Raw genomic sequence first — 15076 nt, 5'->3', positions numbered from 1 at the left:
ATGGCAGAGACCACCGGCCGCGTGGCGGTCTACCTCGACTTCGACAACATCGTCATCTCCTGGTACGACCGGGTTCACGGCCGCAACGCCTACGGCAAGGACCGCCAGCGCATCACCGACGACCCGAACGACGCCGAGGTCGCCGAGCGCCTCAAGCAGGCGACGATCGAGGTCGGCGCGATCATCGACTACGCCTCGTCTTTCGGCACCCTCGTGCTCACCAGGGCGTACGCCGACTGGTCGTCTCCGGTGAATGCCGAGTACCGTTCGCAGCTGGTCGCCCGCGCGGTCGACCTCGTGCAGCTGTTTCCCGCTGCGGCCTATGCGAAGAACGGCGCCGACATCCGACTGGCGGTCGACGCCGTCGAAGACATGTTCCGCCTGCCCGACCTCACGCACGTGGTGATCGTCGCCGGAGACAGCGACTACGTGCCGCTGGCGCAGCGCTGCAAGCGCCTGGGCCGGTACGTGATCGGCGTGGGAGTGGCGGGATCGACGGCGAAGTCGCTCGCCGCCGCATGCGACGAGTTCGAGTCGTACGATTCGCTTCCCGGCGTCGTGCGCCCGGCTGCCGAAGCCGCGGCCGCGACGACCGCGAAGGGCAAGGCCGAACCGAAGAGCACCGCCAAGACGCGCCGCACGCGCACCGCGGCGCCCAAGCAGGACGACCAGGCCGAAGCGACCGCGCTGCTCGTACGAGCACTGCGGCTCGGGCATGATAAGGCCGACGCCGACGAATGGCTGCACGCGTCCGCGGTGAAGACGCAGATGCGCAGAATGGACCCCTCGTTCAGCGAGAAGGCGCTCGGCTACCGGTCGTTCAACGACTTCCTGCGCTCGCGGGATGACGTGGCCGCACTCGAGGAGAGCGGACACGAACGTCTGGTCCGTCTGCAGGAGAGCTGATGAATCGGCGAGCCGACGACCCTCGCGGTGGCCTTCGACGTCGGTATCGACGAGCATGCGCTCACGCTGCGCAGCACGGCGATCGGCGGATCCGGTCTGTCCGCCGGGCCCTTCAGCCGGAGGCGCGGCGCTGCTCGCGCAGAGCCGGCAGGTACCCGATCGCGCCGAGCATGCTGAACCCGCCGGCGACGACGACCGCGATGAGCGTGCTCGTCGTCTGAGCGAGCGGCATGAGAACGAGCAGTCCCAAGCTGTAGGCACCTCCCGCGATCATGGAGTTGACCGAGAGCACCATCGCGCGCGTGTCGGCACCGCTCTGTCTGTGCAGCAGCGCATTGTGCAGGGGCCCCGCCGCACCGTGGGTGAGGTAGGCGAGGCCGTATCCGATGAGCAGGCCCGCGGGCCCCGCGGCGATGCCCATCAGCACGACGACGGCCCCGTTGAGGATGCGCATCACCATGGCCGCGCCCGCCGGTCCCAGCCTGCGGCGCACGAGGGCGACCGATGACGAACCGATCGCGAACAGGCCCCAGGCCACCGCCGATGCCGGCCCGAATACCGCGGCCGCGGCGCTCTCGGAGCCCAGCTGCTCGGTGAGCCGCACCGGCGCCAGCGACTCGAACCCGATCATCGCCATGCTCCAGAACACCTCGACGAGCACCAGGCCACGCAGCACGCCCGATCCGCGCAGCAGCCGCAGCCCGCCGCGCATCGCCAGCGGCGTCTCTCGTACGGCGAAGACGAGCGAGACGCGTTCGCGATGCGGTTCGCGCACGAGGATCCCGACGAGCACGCCGAAGATGGCGTAGACGGCCGCCGAGACTATGTAGGGCAGCACGAGGGCTGACTGTCCCGGCACGGGATGCCAGGCGACGAGCGCCCCGCCGAGGGCCGCGCCCAGGGCGATCGTCGTGCCGAGCGCCGCCGCCGCACGCCCCAGGGGCGCGTCGAGCTCGGCGTGCGGATCGTCGGCGAGAGCCGCGTCGACGAACCAGGCCTCGAGCGGGCCCGAATCCAGAGCACGGAACACGCCCTGCAGCACGAGAGCGAACGCGAAGACGGCGAACGTCTCGGCCATCAGGAATACCCACGTCGATGCGACCGCGAGAGCCGCGCCGGCGAGCAGCAGCGGGCGGCGCCCTATCGCGTCGGCGAGGCCACCGGTCGGCAGTTCGAGTCCGAGCACGACGAAGCCCTGCAGCGACATCAGCACGCCGATCTCGGCGAGGCCGAGTCCTCGCTCGAGCGGCAGCAGCACGATCATCCCGAAGGTGATGCCAGCGGGCAGCCAGCGCAGGGCGGTCAGCAGCACGTACCGCCGCTCGGCCTGCCTGCGGGTCAACCCGCTCACGTCCGCGCCGTCCCGTCGCTCGGAGCGTGCGGCGCCGCGCGGCCGAGGGGCGCGGCGTGCGTGGTGACGTGCAGACGCACGGCGTCGGGATCGCCGGCGCCGACGGCGCGGTAGCGCTCGAACACCTCGGCCAGCTCGGTCAGCATCGCATCGGCCTGCGGCGGAGTCACCTCGACGACGGTGTCGCTGAGGCCGAGGTGATCGCGCCACTCGGGCGACCATCCCGCGGCATCCTCCTCCCATCGCTCGGCGCGCTCGACGAAGTCGCGCAGATACGCGCGCTGCAGCCAGTTCGCCGCCGCTGCGGCATCCGGTCGGTCGTCGAAGTCGGACGGGGCCCAGGAGTGGAAACCGCTCGTGGCTTGCCACTCTCTGCGGCGCCCCACGCCCTCCCCCGTGTCGCGCACGAGCCCCACCGCGGCCAGCTGCCGCAGGTGGTAGCTCGTCGCCCCGGAATTCGTGTCGAGCAGCCGGGCGAGGTCGGTGGCCGTCGCCGGGCCGTGCGTGCGCAGCAGACCGGGGATGCGGGCTCGCAGCGGGTGGGCGAGCACGCGGATCTGCTGCTCGTCGAGGCGGACGCCGCGCAGGTGATCGTCGCTCATGCAAACAGCTTCACACCGAGTCGTTTTATGCACAAGTTCTTTGCATGCTTTCTTTGCATAAAGAGCGACTAAATCGAATCAGCCGCCTACGAGCGGCAGCGCCTGGGTCAGTCCTCGCTGACGCTGTCGCCGCGATCCTTCTTGCGCTTCTCGATCTCCTGCCGCAGCCGCCATTCCTCGATCTCCCGATCGAGGTCCGCGATCTGCTGCTCGGTCGAGCGCATGTCGGCAGGTGGCGCCGTCGCAACCGGGGCCGCAGGCGCTGCGTCACGGCGCGCAGGCCGCCCGAGCCGGATGCCGCCCTCGGGGTACTCCCGCCCCAGCGCGAACCAGAGCACACTCCCCAACAGCGGCAGCAGCACGACGAGCAGCAGCCAGACGAACTTCGGCATGAACCGCACCTGGCTGTCGTCGCGACGGATGATGTCGACGAGCGCGAACACCATCAGCGCGATGGTGATCAGGGTGAACAGGAACGGCATGGTCTCAGAGTAGACGACCGGCGAGCTCGAGGCGCCGTCACTCCGCGCCGGTGGCGACCGGGCGGCCCGGGGTGTTCGACCAGGCACTCCACGAGCCGGGATACACGCTCACCTCGCGGCCGATGAGGCTGCCCGCGAGAGCGAGCTGCGCGGCCGTGATACCCGATCCGCAGTAGGCGGCGATCGCCCTGCCCTGCTCGGCGCCGACGGCGTCGAACGCGGCCGCGATTTCGGACGCGGGCCGGAACCTGCCGTCCTCGGTGAGCACGGTCGCGATGGGCAGGCTCTTCGCCCCGGGGATGTGGCCTGCGACGGGGTCGATGGGCTCGGTCTCGCCGCGATAGCGCTCGGCGGCGCGTGCGTCGAGCAGCACCCCCGCATCGGGCCAGGTCGCCGCGGAGCGGGTGTCGATGATGCCCGCGTCGCCGGGCGAGCTCAGCTCGACATCGCCCTCCGGAGGGGCCACATCGCCGGTCTCCGCCTCGCCGCCGGCAGTGAGCCATGCCCGCCAGCCGCCGTCGAGCACCCGCACGTCGAGCCCCGCGCGCCGCAGCGCCCACCAGGCGCGTGAGGCCGGAAGCATCCGGTCGTCGTCGTAGACCACGACGGGCACGCCATGCCGCACTCCCCAGCGGCGGGCGGCCGCGGCGAGCGCGGCGTCGTCGGGCAGCGGGTGGCGCCCCTCGTGCGGTTCGCCGTGTCGCGTCAGGTCGCGCTCGACATCCACGAACACGGCTCCGGGGATGTGCCCGGCACGGTACTGCTCGTGACCGTCGGTGCGCCCGAGCGACCAGCGGACGTCGAGCACGTGAGTGGCGTCGAGCTGGTCGCGCAGCTCGACGGCGGAGATGAGCGGATGCATGGCGGCCTTTTCCGTCAGGGGACGATGTGTCCGCCGATGCGGAACAGCTCGTACCATTCGGCGCGGGTCAGCTCGATGTCGGCCCCGGCGGCGGCATCCGCGACCCGCTGCGGCGTGGTCGTGCCGAGCACGACCTGCATGTGCGCAGGGTGACGGCTGATCCAGGCGGTGGCGATCGCGGTCGGCGTGACACCGTACTTCGCCGCGAGCCGGTCGATCACTGCGTTGAGCTCGGCGTAGTCGGGATTGCCGAGGAAGACGCCGTCGAAGAACCCCGCCTGATACGGCGACCAGGCCTGCACGGTGATGCCGTTGATGCGGCAGTACTCGACGACGCCGCCTCCGTCGCGCACGACGCTCTGCTCCTCCCCCGCCATATTCGCCGCGAGGCCCTGGGCGATGATCGGCGAGTGCGTGATCGACAGCTGCAGCTGGTTCGCAACGAGCGGCTGGGTGACCGAGGTGCGCAGCAGGTCGATCTGGCGCGGCGTGTGGTTCGAGACACCGAACGCGCGCACCTTCCCTGCGGCCTGCAGCTCGTCGAACGCACGGGCGACCTCGTCGGGTTCCACCAGGGCGTCCGGGCGGTGCAGCAGCAGCACATCGATGTAGGAGGTTCGCAGCGCCTTCAGCGACCCTTCGACCTGGTTCATGATGTGCTCGTACGAGAAGTCGAACATCTGCTGCGACGGCACGGTGCCGCACTTGGTCTGCAGCACGATCTCCTCGCGCTCGGCGGCGCTGAGCCGCAGCGCCGCAGCGAAGCGGTCTTCGCAGACGTGCATGGCGCCGCCATAGATGTCGGCGTGGTCGAAGAAGTCGATTCCCGATGAGCGGGCGGTGTCGTAGAGCTCGCGCACCTCGGCATCCGTCTTGTCGGGAATGCGCATCATGCCGGCGATCACCGCGGGGGCGGTGCCGGTTCCGAACGGGATCGTCTTCATCGTTCCTCCTGGGTTCCGTGTCAACGCTATCGGCCCGGCGGCGCAGCGTCATCGGCGGCACCCGGATGCGGTCGCGGCGCTAACGTTGCTTGCATGAGCGCACCGATCGACCCCACCTCCACGTCCGCCTGGGCTGAGCTGTCGGCCATCCGGGATTCGTTCTCGCCCGACCTGCGCGGCTGGTTCGCCGACGATGCGACGCGTGTCGAGCGCCTGTCGCTGCCGCTCGCTGACCTGCACGTCGATCTGTCGAAGAACCTCGTGACCGATGAGATCGTCGGCGCCCTGGTTCGCCTGGCCGAGCAGACCGGCGTCGCCGAGCGCTACGCCGCGATGCTCGAGGGTCAGCACATCAACACCACCGAGGACCGCGCGGTGCTGCACACGGCTCTGCGTCGCCCGGAGGGTGCGTCGCCCGAGCTGGCCGTCGACGGGCAGGACGTCGATGCCGATGTGCAGCAGGTGCTTTCGTCGCTCTCGGCGTTCGCCGACCGGGTGCGCTCGGGCGACTGGCTCGGGATCACCGGCAAGCAGGTGACGCACGTCGTGAACATCGGCATCGGCGGGTCCGACCTGGGCCCGGTGATGGTCTACGAGGCGCTGAAGCCGTATGCGGATGCCGGGATCGAGGCGCGCTTCGTGTCGAACATCGACCCGACCGACATCGCGCAGAAGACCGCGGATCTCGACCCCGAGACGACGCTGTTCATCGTCGCCTCGAAGACGTTCACCACACTCGAGACGCTCACGAACGCGCGCCTCGCGCGCGACTGGCTGTGGTCAGGCCTTCAGGCATCCGGCGTGATGGAAGACGACGACGCGAGCCGCAAGAACGCCGTCGCGCACCACTTCGTGGCCGTCTCGACCGCCCTCGACAAGGTCGAGGCGTTCGGCATCGACCCGAAGAACGCCTTCGGATTCTGGGACTGGGTGGGCGGTCGCTACTCGGTCGACTCTGCCATCGGACTCTCGCTCGCCGTCGTGTTCGGCCCGCACGTGTTCCGTGAGCTGCTCGCGGGCTTCCATGCGGTCGACGAACACGTGCGCACGATGCCGCTCGCGCAGAACGTGCCCGTGCTGATGGGCCTGCTCAACGTCTGGTACACGAACTTCCTCGACGCGCAGACGCATGCGGTGCTGCCGTACGCGCAGCAGCTGAACCGCTTCCCTGCGTATCTGCAGCAGCTGACCATGGAGTCCAACGGCAAGTCCGTGCGATGGGATGGCACGCCGGTCACGACCGACACCGGCGAGGTGTTCTGGGGCGAGCCCGGCACCAATGGCCAGCACGCGTTCTACCAGCTGATCCACCAGGGCACCCGGCTGATTCCCGCCGACTTCATCGCCTTCGTGAACCCGGCCTATCCGCTCGCCGACGACGGACGTGATGTGCACGGGCTGTTCCTCGCGAACTTCCTCGCGCAGACCAAGGCGCTCGCCTTCGGCAAGACGGCGGCGGAGGTCGAGGAGGAGGGCACGTCCGGCGCGCTCGTCGCCGCCCGCACCTTCCCCGGCAACCGCCCGACGACGTCGATCTTCGCGCCGTCGCTGACGCCGTCGGTGCTCGGTCAGCTCATCGCGCTGTACGAGCACATCACCTTCACCCAGGGCGTGATCTGGGGCATCAACTCCTTCGATCAGTGGGGCGTCGAGCTGGGCAAGCAGCTCGCGCTGCAGATCGCCCCTGCGCTGGAGGGCGATGCGGATGCCCTGGCGAGCCAGGACCCGTCGACGAAGGCACTGCTGGCGTACTACCAGGCCAACCGCAAGCACTGAGCTCAGCGGCTGCTCTCTTCTCCTCGAGCGAGCCGCTCGAGGAAGCGGGCGACGACGTCGCGCTCGGCGGGCGCCAGCTCGGCGACGGCGGTGAAGCGATCCGCGTGCACTCGCCCGATGCTGTCGCGCACCTGCTCGTGCGTGTGCGGGGTGATGCTCACCATCACCGCGCGACGATCGGTGGGATGCGGGGTGCGGGAGATATGACCGGCCCGGGCGAGTCGATCGAGCATCTTCGTCGTCGAGCTCGTCGAGATGCGCAGGTGGTCGGCGAGCATGCCGGCGGTGACGACGACGCCGTTGTTCAGCGAAGCGACGAGGAAGCGCAGCGCCTCCATGTCGGTCTCGTTGAGCTTCATCTCGGTGCGCGACTGCCAGCTGATGCGCTGCTCGGTCTCGCGCCAGGCGCGAAGGGCGGCCAGCACGCGGACGACCTGGTCGATGTCGGCGTCACCCATGCCCTTGAAGCTGACCAGCTGCTCGCCGGGGTCGATCACGCGAGGATCCATCATCGCGCGCCCGCGAGAGGTTGCACCCTCCCTGCGTGTGGTCATGCGCACAGCATATCGCCGCGCCCATCAGCGTGGCCGTGTCGCTCATCATCGTCGACTCCACGATCGTCGACGTCGCCATCCCGTCGATCGTCGACGACCTGGGCATCAGCTCGACGCAGGTGCAGTGGGTGCAGGAGAGCTACACACTCCCTGCTGGGCGGATGGTTGACGACGTATTTCTCGTGGCGGTGGGCTTTCGGCATCGACATCCCGCTCGGACCAGAGTTCGGCATCGTTCTGTCGCTGCCGCTGTGGCTGCAGAACGTCGTGGGCTACGACACTCTGCAGACCGGCTTCGTGCTGCTCGCGCTGACCCTCGGCTCGTTCGCGGCGAATGGGTTCTCAGGGGCGATGGGCTCTCGCGTCACGCCGATCACCCTGGTGCGGGCGGGTATCGCCGCCGAGATCGTCGGCGTCGCCGGGCTCGGGTGGGCGATCACCGCGTCGGCGTCGTGGGCGAACGTGGTGCCCTTCCTCTTCCTCTACGGCATCGGGCTGGGCCTGGCCACCGCTCAGCTGACCGGAGTGGTGCTCAAGGACGTGCCGCTGGGACAGCGGGGCTCCTCGCTCTGGGGCTGATCGCGACGCTTCGGCTGGGATCCGGATCGCGACGCGAGGAGGACGAGCAGGACGCCGAGCCCGAGACCGGCGTCGCCGAGACGCGAGGTGTCTAGCTCATAGCGCTCCGGCACGAAAGCCCCTCCCGCGCCGTGCTGATGGGTGGTTCGGTGACACTCATGGACACCAAGCTCAGCGCCCTTCTGATCAACTGCACCCTCAAGCCCTCCCCCGCCGAATCGAGCACCGACGTGCTGGGCGAGCAGGTGCTCGACGCCCTGGCCGAGCACGGAGTGAGCGCCGACCGCATCCGCGCTGTCGATCACGACATCCGTCCGGGAGTGCAGACCGACATGGGCGACGGCGACCAGTGGCCCGCGCTGCGCGAGCGAGTGCTCGCCGCCGACATCCTCGTGTTCGCCACGCCGACCTGGATGGGTCAGCACTCCAGCGTCGCGCAGCGCGTGCTCGAGCGGCTGGACGCTGAGCTCAGCGAGACGGATGAGCAGGGCCGGCCGATCTTGTTCGACAAGGTCGCGCTCGCGGTCGTCGTCGGCAATGAGGACGGCGCACACCACATCGCCGCCATCGTGTTCCAGTCGCTCGACGACGTGGGGTACACGATCCCCGCGCAGGGCTCGATCTACTGGAACGGCGAGGCCATGGGGTCGACCGACTACAAGGATCTGCCCGAGACACCCGAGAAGGTCGCCCAGACGATCAAGACGGCCGCGGCGAACGCCGCGCACCTCGCACGCGCGCTCAAGGCATCGGCGTACCCGGCGGTCTGAGCCGGGACTCCGTCGGCACGCTCGGGCGGTACATTCCGCGGTCTCCCGAGGCGCTGCCGCCCCGAGGCGCTGCCGCCGCGAGGCGCGGTCCGGTCAGGCGCGACGGAAGCTTGTGGCTGCGGGGCAGTCGAACGGATCGGCGCCGGCGGCGAGGCCGACCCGGTTCAGATACTCGATCACGATCGCGTACGAGCGACCGAGGCTCGTCTCGGTGTACGGCACGTTGTTCGACGCGCAGTAGTCGCGCACGATCTCGCGTGCCTTGGCCAGGTGCGGACGCGGCATGTTCGGGAACAGGTGGTGCTCGACCTGGTAGTTGAGGCCGCCCATGAGCGCGGTCGCCCACCAGCCGCCGCGGATGTTGCGCGAGGTGCGCACCTGCTTCGAGAAGAAGTCGAGACGCGCGTTCGGGTCGATGATCGGCATCCCTTTGTGGTTGGGTGCGAACGATGCGCCCATGTAGACGCCGAACACGGCCAGCTGCACGCCCAGGAACGCGAACGCCATGCCCAGCGGCAGCATCAGGAACACGGGGATGAGGAGGATCGCGAAGCGGAGCGCGATGATGCCGAGCTCGGTCCAGCGACCCTTGACCTTCTTCTTCGTGAACAGGTGCTTCAGCCCGATGTAGTGCAGGTTCAGACCTTCGAGGGTGAGCAGCGGGAAGAACAGCCAGCCCTGCTTGCGGGTGATCAGCCGGATCAGTCCTCGCGACTTCGCGGCGTCCTCGTCGAGGAACGAGATGGTGTCGACCTCGATGTCGGGGTCCTTGCCGACCTGATTCGGGTTGCCGTGGTGCCTGGTGTGCTTGGAGTCCCACCACGAGTAGCTCATGCCGATGCTGCCCGCGAGGATGCGGGCGAGCTTGAAGTTCGCCGGGCCTGAGCTCAGGATCTGCCGGTGCGCCGCCTCATGCGAGAGGAAGGCGATCTGCGTGAAGATGATGCCCAGCGCTGCCGCGATCAGAAGCTGGAACCAGCTGTCGCCGAGCAGGATGAATCCGGTGACCGCTCCCCCGAGGGCGAGCACGATGCCGGCCGCGACGGCGATGTAGAACCACGTGGCCCGCCGCAGCAGCCCGGTCTCGCGCACGACCTGCGACACCTGCTTGTACGCGTGCGCCATGGGCGGGAACTCGGCCGTGCCGAAGTAGGTCTGGCGGATCGGTCCGAGGGTGGCTGCGCTGGTCTCGACGCCGGTGTCGATGTGAGTAGAACTGATGATGCTCTCCTGCCGATCAGATGCCCTTGAGCTTTGGTAGCCAAGGGCGGATGCCGATCGCTGGTGCCCACGCTACGCGGGTCGATATGCAGGGGAAGGCATGTGTCGAGGCGCGGGAGGGGCGGATGCCGAACGGCATCCGCCCCTCCCGTCTCACCCGATCAGGTGCTCGTGACCGGCGACCAGGCGCCGATCCCCACCTCGTCCAGCTCGACGCCGTCAGCGAATCGGTCCAGCCGGAAGGCATCGAGCACCGGCGATGGCTTGCCCGTGATGATCTCCTCGGCGACCAGTTCGCCCAGGATCAGCCCGAGAGTGGCGCCCGAGTGCGTGAAGAGCGTGTAGAGGCCGTCGATCGCCGGCACCGACCCGACCACGGGCTCGCCGTCGCCAGGGATCGGCTTGAGGCCGGATGCCACCCGCTCGGCTACCAGCGTCGGATGGCCCGCGAGCACACGGGACCCCTCCTCCAGCAGCCCGCGCACCGACTCATCCGGCACGGTGAGCGACCCGTCGGACTCCACGACGATGGACTTCTCAGCCCAGTCCGCGTCCAGCACGAGGCGTCCGTCCGGCATGGGGCGCACGGCGACCCGCGGGGTGTTCAGCACGGTTCTCACCCGCGGCTCGACCGGTTCGGTGACGACGACGAACGCCGCGGGGGTGGCGTCCGGCACCGTGACGCCGAGGGCAGCCAGATGAGCAGGCACGTCGCCGCCCGTGGCGAGAACCACCCGATCGGCCGCAAGAGGAGTGCCGTCGCCGAGGACGACGCCTACAGCCGCACCGCCGCGCACGTCCACTCGCACGTCCCCGGCATCCTCGAGGAGTTCCGCTCCGTCCGCCCTCGCCTCGTCGAGAAGTGCGGCGATGAGATCGGGAAGGTTGACCCAGCCCTCGCCCCGGTTGAAGATCGCTCCTTCGGACGAGACCGCGTCGGCATCCACATCCGGCGTCAGCGTCGCCACCTGCTCCCGGTCGAGCCACTGCGAGTCGTATCCGCCTGCGCGCTCGTAGTCGAAGGTGTCGCGGAAGCTCTCGTCCTCCCCGCCCCACTTCAGCGCACCGTCGAAGCGCAGGTACGACGCGCTGTCGGGGTGCCGCTCGCGCCAGGTGCGGTAGCGGTCGAGTCCGATCAGACGCAGATAGCGGTACTCCGTCGACCGTGCGCCCGATGAGTTCAGCCATGCGATCGAACGCCCGGATGCACCATCGGCCGGCTTGCCCGCAGTGACGAGCGTCACCCGGGCTCCGGAGCGCGCGAGGTGGGCCGCGGTCGAGGCGCCAAGGATCCCGGCGCCGATCACGACGACGTGCAGAGGCTGCGATTCGGTCATCTTCATCCTTCGTTCTGTTCGGAGAGGTCGGGGCGACGCAGCGGCGTCTCGGCGTGCAGTCGCTCGATGATCTCGATCACCGAGACCGCGTCTCTCGGATCGACCGGAAGCGCTGCGTCTTCGCGAAGTGCGTCAGCGAGGGCGCGGTAGAACGCGCCGTAGTCGCCGCGGCGCATCGGCAACGGCTCCAGGTCGCCTTCCACGCCGAAGAGCCCCCAGCGCGACGCCGGGGTGACGCCGTAGTCCTCGTCGGCGGGCGAGGCACCGGCATCCAGTGCCGACTCCTGCCCGTCCAGGCCGTGGCTCGTGTACCCGCTCAGAGAGCCGAGCACGTGGAATCGAGGCCCGAACTGCGGAGCGAGAGAGTTCATCCACAGGTGCGAGATGGTGCCCGACTCGTGTCGCAGCGCGACGAAGGCGTCGTCGTCGGCGAGGCCGCCAGGCCGGTTGACGGCCAGCTCGGCCCTCGCCTCCGCGACCGGTCCGAACAGCTGCACGGCCTGGTCGATCAGGTGCGTGCCGAGATCGAACAGGATTCCGCCGCCCTGGGCCGCCGATGCCTCGGCCTTCCAGCTCGCTCGCACCTGGGGCTTGTACCACTCGAACCGCGACTCGAATCGGCGCACGGCACCCAGACGGCCCGTCTCGACGAGATCGCGCACCGTCTGGAAGTCGCCGTCCCAGCGCCGGTTCTGGAACACCGTGATCCGCCGACCGAGCCTCTGCGCGTGCTCGATGAGCGCCCGGCCCTCATCCGAGGTCGCCGTGAACGGCTTGTCGACGACGACGTCCAGGCCTGCATCGAGCGCGGCCGTCGCTATACGGGCGTGCGTGGCCGGCGGCGTTCCGATCACGACGAGGTCGAGGTCATCCGCGGCCTCGAGCATCTCCTCGACCGACGCAAGCACTCGGGCATCCGGATGCTGCGTCGCGGCGGCCGCTGCGCGACCCGCGTCGCCGGTCACGATCACTTCGAGCGAGAACTCCGGATCCGCCTCGAGGAACGGCGCGTGGAACACACGGCCCGAGACCCCGTATCCGATGACGGCGGTGCGGATCGGCTCGGCTGATGTCGTCGCCATCACAGCACCTCCGAGAGGAAGAGGCGCAGGCGGTCGCTCTGCGGATCGTCGAAGATCTGCTCCGGCGTGCCCGCCTCGACGACTCGGCCCTCATCCATGAAGACGACCTGGTCGGCGACCTTGCGGGCGAAGCCCATCTCATGGGTCACGACGAGCATCGTCATGCCGCGCTGCGCGAGCTCGGCCATGAGGTTGAGCACGCCCTTGACCAGCTCGGGGTCGAGCGCACTGGTCGCCTCGTCGAAGAGCATGACCTCGGGCTCCATGGCCAGGGCACGCGCGATCGCGACTCGCTGCTGCTGCCCGCCCGAGAGATCGCGAGGGCGATGATCGGCGCGCTCGGCCAGTCCGACCTCGGTGAGCCTGGCCAGCGCGATGCGCTCAGCCTCACCCTTCGCGATGCGCTTCACATTGCGCAGCGCCAGAGCGACGTTCTGCTGCGCGGTGTGATCGGGGAAGAGGTTGAAGTGCTGGAAGACGAGGCCGACCCGGCGGCGAAGCACGTCTGGCTTGAGGGAGAGCGCGTCGTCATCTGCGAGCTGAACTCGGCCGGCCTTGGGCTCGTGGAGTCGGTTCACACCACGGAGAAGGGTCGACTTGCCGGACCCCGAAGGGCCGATGATGCAGGTCGTGGTGCCTGGCTCGACGGTGAGTGAGACGTCGTTGATGACGTCGATGTCACCGTAGGCCATGCGGAGGTTCTCGATCTGCAGCCGGGAGCCCTCGAAGAAGCGGCCCTCGGTGATGGGCAGGGGTGACGTGTAGGTCATGTGTTCTCTCCTCGGGTGTACACCGGGCTGAGCGACTGCTCGGCCACCTCTTCCAGACCGCTCTTGGGCGGCGTGGGCTTGCGGCGACCGGTGCGGAATCTGTTGTCGAAGTAGTTGACCAGGTGGGTCAGCGGCACGGTGATCACGAGGTAGAAGATGCCGGCCATCACCAGTGGCGACAGGTTGCCGGTCAGCACCGCGGCATCCTGGCCGACGCGGAACAGCTCTCGCTCCGACACCAGTAGCCCGAGGAAGTACACCAGGGAGGAGTCCTTCACGATGGCGATGAACTGGTTCACCAGTGCGGGCAGGACCCGGCGGATGCCTTGCGGGACCACGACCAGGCGCATGGCCGACCCGTAGCTCATGCCCAGTGCGCGGCAGGCCTCGAGCTGACCCCGCTCGACGGACTGGATGCCGGCGCGGAAGATCTCGCCGATGTACGCGCCCGCGATCAGGCTCAGCGCCAGGATGCCGAGCGGGTAGGGCGAGGGACCGAACATCTGCCGGCTGATCGAGGCGAAGCCCTGCCCGATCAGCAGAATCGTCAGAATCGCGGGCAGCCCGCGGAAGATGTCTGTGTAGATGCGCGCGGGAACGCGCAGCCACGCGGTACGGGCGACGCCCATGACCGCGAGGATCATGCCGATGACGATGCCGAGCACAGTGGCGGCCACCGAGATGATCAGGGTGTTCACCAGTCCCGTGCCGAGCAGCTGCGGAAGAACCTTCCACATCGCCTCGAAATCGAGGAACGTCTTGATGAGCTTGTCGAGCCAGTCCATGTGGATCTCCTGTTCGAGGTGCGGGGCCGCGTCGGCCGAGGCCCCGCACCGACGAGGCGATTACTCGCCGTCGCCCTCGCCCTGCTCGTCGCTGGGCAGGTACTGGTCGGGCATCGGGGAGCCCGGGAACCACTTCTCGTAGAGCTCCTTCCAGGTGCCGTCCTCCATCGCATCGTGCAGAGCGTCGTTCAGCGCCTCCTTGAACTCGTCCTTGCCCTTCGCGATCGCGAAGCCGGCCGGCGCATCGAACGACGGGATGTCGATCGCGTTCTCGAGGCCGTACTGCTCGGCGTACTCCTTGGCGGCCTCGTAGTCGAGGAAGTGCGCATCGATGGAGCCGCTGTTGACCGCGGAGATCGCCGAGTTGTTGTCCGGGAAGCGGACGAGCTCGGTGTCGGTGAAGTTCTTCACCGCATAGGCCTCCTGCAGGGTGCCCTGCACCACGCCGAGACGCTTGCCGGCGAGACTCTCCTCGTCTGTGATGTCGCTGTCGGGGCTCGCCATCACCGTGAGGTAGCCGGCGAGGTATCCGTCGGAGAAGTCGACCGTCTGCTTGCGCTCATCGGTGATGCCGATCGCGGCCACTCCGACATCGAACTGGCCGTTCGCGACGGCGGCGAGCAGACCGGAGAAGTCCTGACCGGTGAAGACGACCTTCTCGATGCCGATGCGGTTCGCCACGTCGGTGAACAGCTCGACGTCGAAGCCGGTGAACTCGCCGGACTCGTCGGTGAACGTGTAGGGCTTGGAGTCACCGAGGCTTGCCACTCGGATCTCGCCGGGCGTGATCAGACCGTAGGGGTTGTCTTCGGCGGCGTCTCCCCCGCCGCCGGTCGAGGCGGAGGGCGAGCATGCGGCGAGCGCGAGCGCGGCGGTCGCGGCGACGGCGGCCAGGGCCGTTCGGCGGAGTGTGGAGCGGATGCTCATGGGTGTTCCTCTCTGAACTGCTGATGCTTCGGGTGATGTCGGCCTGTTGTGAGACCGGTCTCAAAACACTCGATTGAGACCGGTCTCAATTCGTTTCGATGGACGCTACACTGCTTCGAGTGGGACGT

The 15076-nt window shown here is 68.6% G+C and carries 15 protein-coding genes and 1 pseudogene; 4 read left to right on the top strand and 12 right to left on the bottom strand.

What is annotated here, in order from left to right:
- Complete coding sequence (locus tag PGB26_RS08065; protein WP_271637125.1) at positions 1-906, top strand: NYN domain-containing protein; 906 nt, start codon at positions 1-3, stop codon at positions 904-906.
- A 112-nt stretch (positions 907-1018) separates the two neighbouring features.
- Here PGB26_RS08065 and PGB26_RS08060 read toward each other — a convergent pair whose 3' ends face one another.
- The 5 genes from PGB26_RS08060 to PGB26_RS08040 form a co-directional block, all read right to left on the bottom strand.
- On the bottom strand, positions 1019-2257 hold the full coding sequence (locus PGB26_RS08060) for an MFS transporter (protein ID WP_271637124.1): 1239 nt from the start codon (positions 2255-2257) through the stop codon (positions 1019-1021).
- Positions 2254-2859, bottom strand: a complete 606-nt coding sequence (locus PGB26_RS08055; RefSeq protein WP_271637123.1) for a winged helix-turn-helix domain-containing protein — start codon at positions 2857-2859, stop codon at positions 2254-2256. The genes PGB26_RS08060 and PGB26_RS08055 overlap by 4 nt, the downstream gene beginning before the upstream one ends.
- Before the next feature lie 107 nt (positions 2860-2966).
- A complete protein-coding gene (locus PGB26_RS08050; protein ID WP_271637122.1) occupies positions 2967-3341 on the bottom strand; it encodes a PLDc N-terminal domain-containing protein in 375 nt (124 codons plus the stop codon).
- Positions 3342-3378: 37 nt separating this feature from the next.
- Complete coding sequence (locus tag PGB26_RS08045) at positions 3379-4203, bottom strand: sulfurtransferase (RefSeq protein WP_271637121.1); 825 nt, start codon at positions 4201-4203, stop codon at positions 3379-3381.
- A 14-nt stretch (positions 4204-4217) separates the two neighbouring features.
- Positions 4218-5147, bottom strand: coding sequence for an aldo/keto reductase (locus PGB26_RS08040; protein WP_271637120.1), 930 nt, complete (start codon positions 5145-5147; stop codon positions 4218-4220).
- Between the two features lie 93 nt (positions 5148-5240).
- Here PGB26_RS08040 and pgi point away from each other — a divergent pair, with 93 nt between their 5' ends.
- Positions 5241-6923 (top strand): glucose-6-phosphate isomerase, encoded by a 1683-nt coding sequence (gene pgi / locus PGB26_RS08035; RefSeq protein WP_271637119.1) that lies wholly within the window; start codon positions 5241-5243, stop codon positions 6921-6923.
- 2 nt (positions 6924-6925) lie between these two features.
- Here pgi and PGB26_RS08030 read toward each other — a convergent pair whose 3' ends face one another.
- The gene (locus PGB26_RS08030; protein WP_271637118.1) at positions 6926-7477 is read right to left on the bottom strand and encodes a MarR family winged helix-turn-helix transcriptional regulator; all 552 of its coding nucleotides are present in this window, start codon (positions 7475-7477) and stop codon (positions 6926-6928) included.
- Between PGB26_RS08030 and PGB26_RS08025 the strand changes: the two are divergent.
- Both PGB26_RS08025 and PGB26_RS08020 read left to right on the top strand, forming a co-directional pair.
- A pseudogene (locus tag PGB26_RS08025) lies at positions 7468-8038 on the top strand (hypothetical protein); the annotation flags it as partial. The gene PGB26_RS08030 and the pseudogene PGB26_RS08025 overlap by 10 nt on opposite strands.
- A 176-nt stretch (positions 8039-8214) precedes the next feature.
- Positions 8215-8826, top strand: coding sequence for a flavodoxin family protein (locus PGB26_RS08020; protein WP_271637117.1), 612 nt, complete (start codon positions 8215-8217; stop codon positions 8824-8826).
- 93 nt (positions 8827-8919) lie between these two features.
- Here the strand turns inward: PGB26_RS08020 and PGB26_RS08015 are convergent, their stop codons facing one another.
- The 6 genes from PGB26_RS08015 to PGB26_RS07990 form a co-directional block, all read right to left on the bottom strand.
- On the bottom strand, positions 8920-9951 hold the full coding sequence (locus tag PGB26_RS08015; RefSeq protein WP_442922977.1) for a fatty acid desaturase family protein: 1032 nt from the start codon (positions 9949-9951) through the stop codon (positions 8920-8922).
- A gap of 257 nt (positions 9952-10208) precedes the next feature.
- The gene (locus PGB26_RS08010) at positions 10209-11384 is read right to left on the bottom strand and encodes an NAD(P)/FAD-dependent oxidoreductase (protein ID WP_271637116.1); all 1176 of its coding nucleotides are present in this window, start codon (positions 11382-11384) and stop codon (positions 10209-10211) included.
- A gap of 2 nt (positions 11385-11386) precedes the next feature.
- Positions 11387-12466 carry a Gfo/Idh/MocA family protein gene (locus PGB26_RS08005; RefSeq protein ID WP_271637115.1) on the bottom strand — a complete coding sequence of 360 codons (1080 nt, stop codon included), beginning with the start codon at positions 12464-12466 and terminating at the stop codon, positions 11387-11389.
- Positions 12466-13236, bottom strand: a complete 771-nt coding sequence (locus PGB26_RS08000; RefSeq protein ID WP_271637114.1) for an amino acid ABC transporter ATP-binding protein — start codon at positions 13234-13236, stop codon at positions 12466-12468. Before PGB26_RS08000 ends, PGB26_RS08005 begins: the two co-directional genes overlap by 1 nt.
- Positions 13233-14021, bottom strand: a complete 789-nt coding sequence (locus PGB26_RS07995; RefSeq protein ID WP_271637113.1) for an amino acid ABC transporter permease — start codon at positions 14019-14021, stop codon at positions 13233-13235. The genes PGB26_RS08000 and PGB26_RS07995 overlap by 4 nt, the downstream gene beginning before the upstream one ends.
- A gap of 60 nt (positions 14022-14081) precedes the next feature.
- The gene (locus PGB26_RS07990; RefSeq protein WP_271637112.1) at positions 14082-14948 is read right to left on the bottom strand and encodes an ABC transporter substrate-binding protein; all 867 of its coding nucleotides are present in this window, start codon (positions 14946-14948) and stop codon (positions 14082-14084) included.
- Positions 14949-15076: the final 128 nt, after the last annotated feature.

The sequence above is a fragment of the Microbacterium sp. nov. GSS16 genome, assembly GCF_028198145.1.
Lineage (GTDB): Bacteria > Actinomycetota > Actinomycetes > Actinomycetales > Microbacteriaceae > Microbacterium.
The sequence above is the reverse complement of the archived record's forward strand: the minus strand, read 5'-3'. Positions and strand labels throughout refer to the sequence as shown.

What these genes read in the sequence shown, in the direction of transcription:
- PGB26_RS08065 (WP_271637125.1), top strand. Translation starts at nt 1, where the DNA reads ATGGCAGAGACCACCGGCCGCGTGGCGGTCTACCTCGACTTCGACAAC.
- PGB26_RS08055 (WP_271637123.1), bottom strand. Translation starts at nt 2,859, where the DNA reads ATGAGCGACGATCACCTGCGCGGCGTCCGCCTCGACGAGCAGCAGATC.
- PGB26_RS08050 (WP_271637122.1), bottom strand. Translation starts at nt 3,341, where the DNA reads ATGCCGTTCCTGTTCACCCTGATCACCATCGCGCTGATGGTGTTCGCG.
- PGB26_RS08045 (WP_271637121.1), bottom strand. Translation starts at nt 4,203, where the DNA reads ATGCATCCGCTCATCTCCGCCGTCGAGCTGCGCGACCAGCTCGACGCC.
- PGB26_RS08040 (WP_271637120.1), bottom strand. Translation starts at nt 5,147, where the DNA reads ATGAAGACGATCCCGTTCGGAACCGGCACCGCCCCCGCGGTGATCGCC.
- pgi (WP_271637119.1), top strand. Translation starts at nt 5,241, where the DNA reads ATGAGCGCACCGATCGACCCCACCTCCACGTCCGCCTGGGCTGAGCTG.
- PGB26_RS08030 (WP_271637118.1), bottom strand. Translation starts at nt 7,477, where the DNA reads ATGACCACACGCAGGGAGGGTGCAACCTCTCGCGGGCGCGCGATGATG.
- PGB26_RS08020 (WP_271637117.1), top strand. Translation starts at nt 8,215, where the DNA reads ATGGACACCAAGCTCAGCGCCCTTCTGATCAACTGCACCCTCAAGCCC.
- PGB26_RS08015 (WP_442922977.1), bottom strand. Translation starts at nt 9,951, where the DNA reads ATGGCGCACGCGTACAAGCAGGTGTCGCAGGTCGTGCGCGAGACCGGG.
- PGB26_RS08010 (WP_271637116.1), bottom strand. Translation starts at nt 11,384, where the DNA reads ATGACCGAATCGCAGCCTCTGCACGTCGTCGTGATCGGCGCCGGGATC.
- PGB26_RS08005 (WP_271637115.1), bottom strand. Translation starts at nt 12,466, where the DNA reads ATGGCGACGACATCAGCCGAGCCGATCCGCACCGCCGTCATCGGATAC.
- PGB26_RS08000 (WP_271637114.1), bottom strand. Translation starts at nt 13,236, where the DNA reads ATGACCTACACGTCACCCCTGCCCATCACCGAGGGCCGCTTCTTCGAG.
- PGB26_RS07995 (WP_271637113.1), bottom strand. Translation starts at nt 14,021, where the DNA reads ATGGACTGGCTCGACAAGCTCATCAAGACGTTCCTCGATTTCGAGGCG.
- PGB26_RS07990 (WP_271637112.1), bottom strand. Translation starts at nt 14,948, where the DNA reads ATGAGCATCCGCTCCACACTCCGCCGAACGGCCCTGGCCGCCGTCGCC.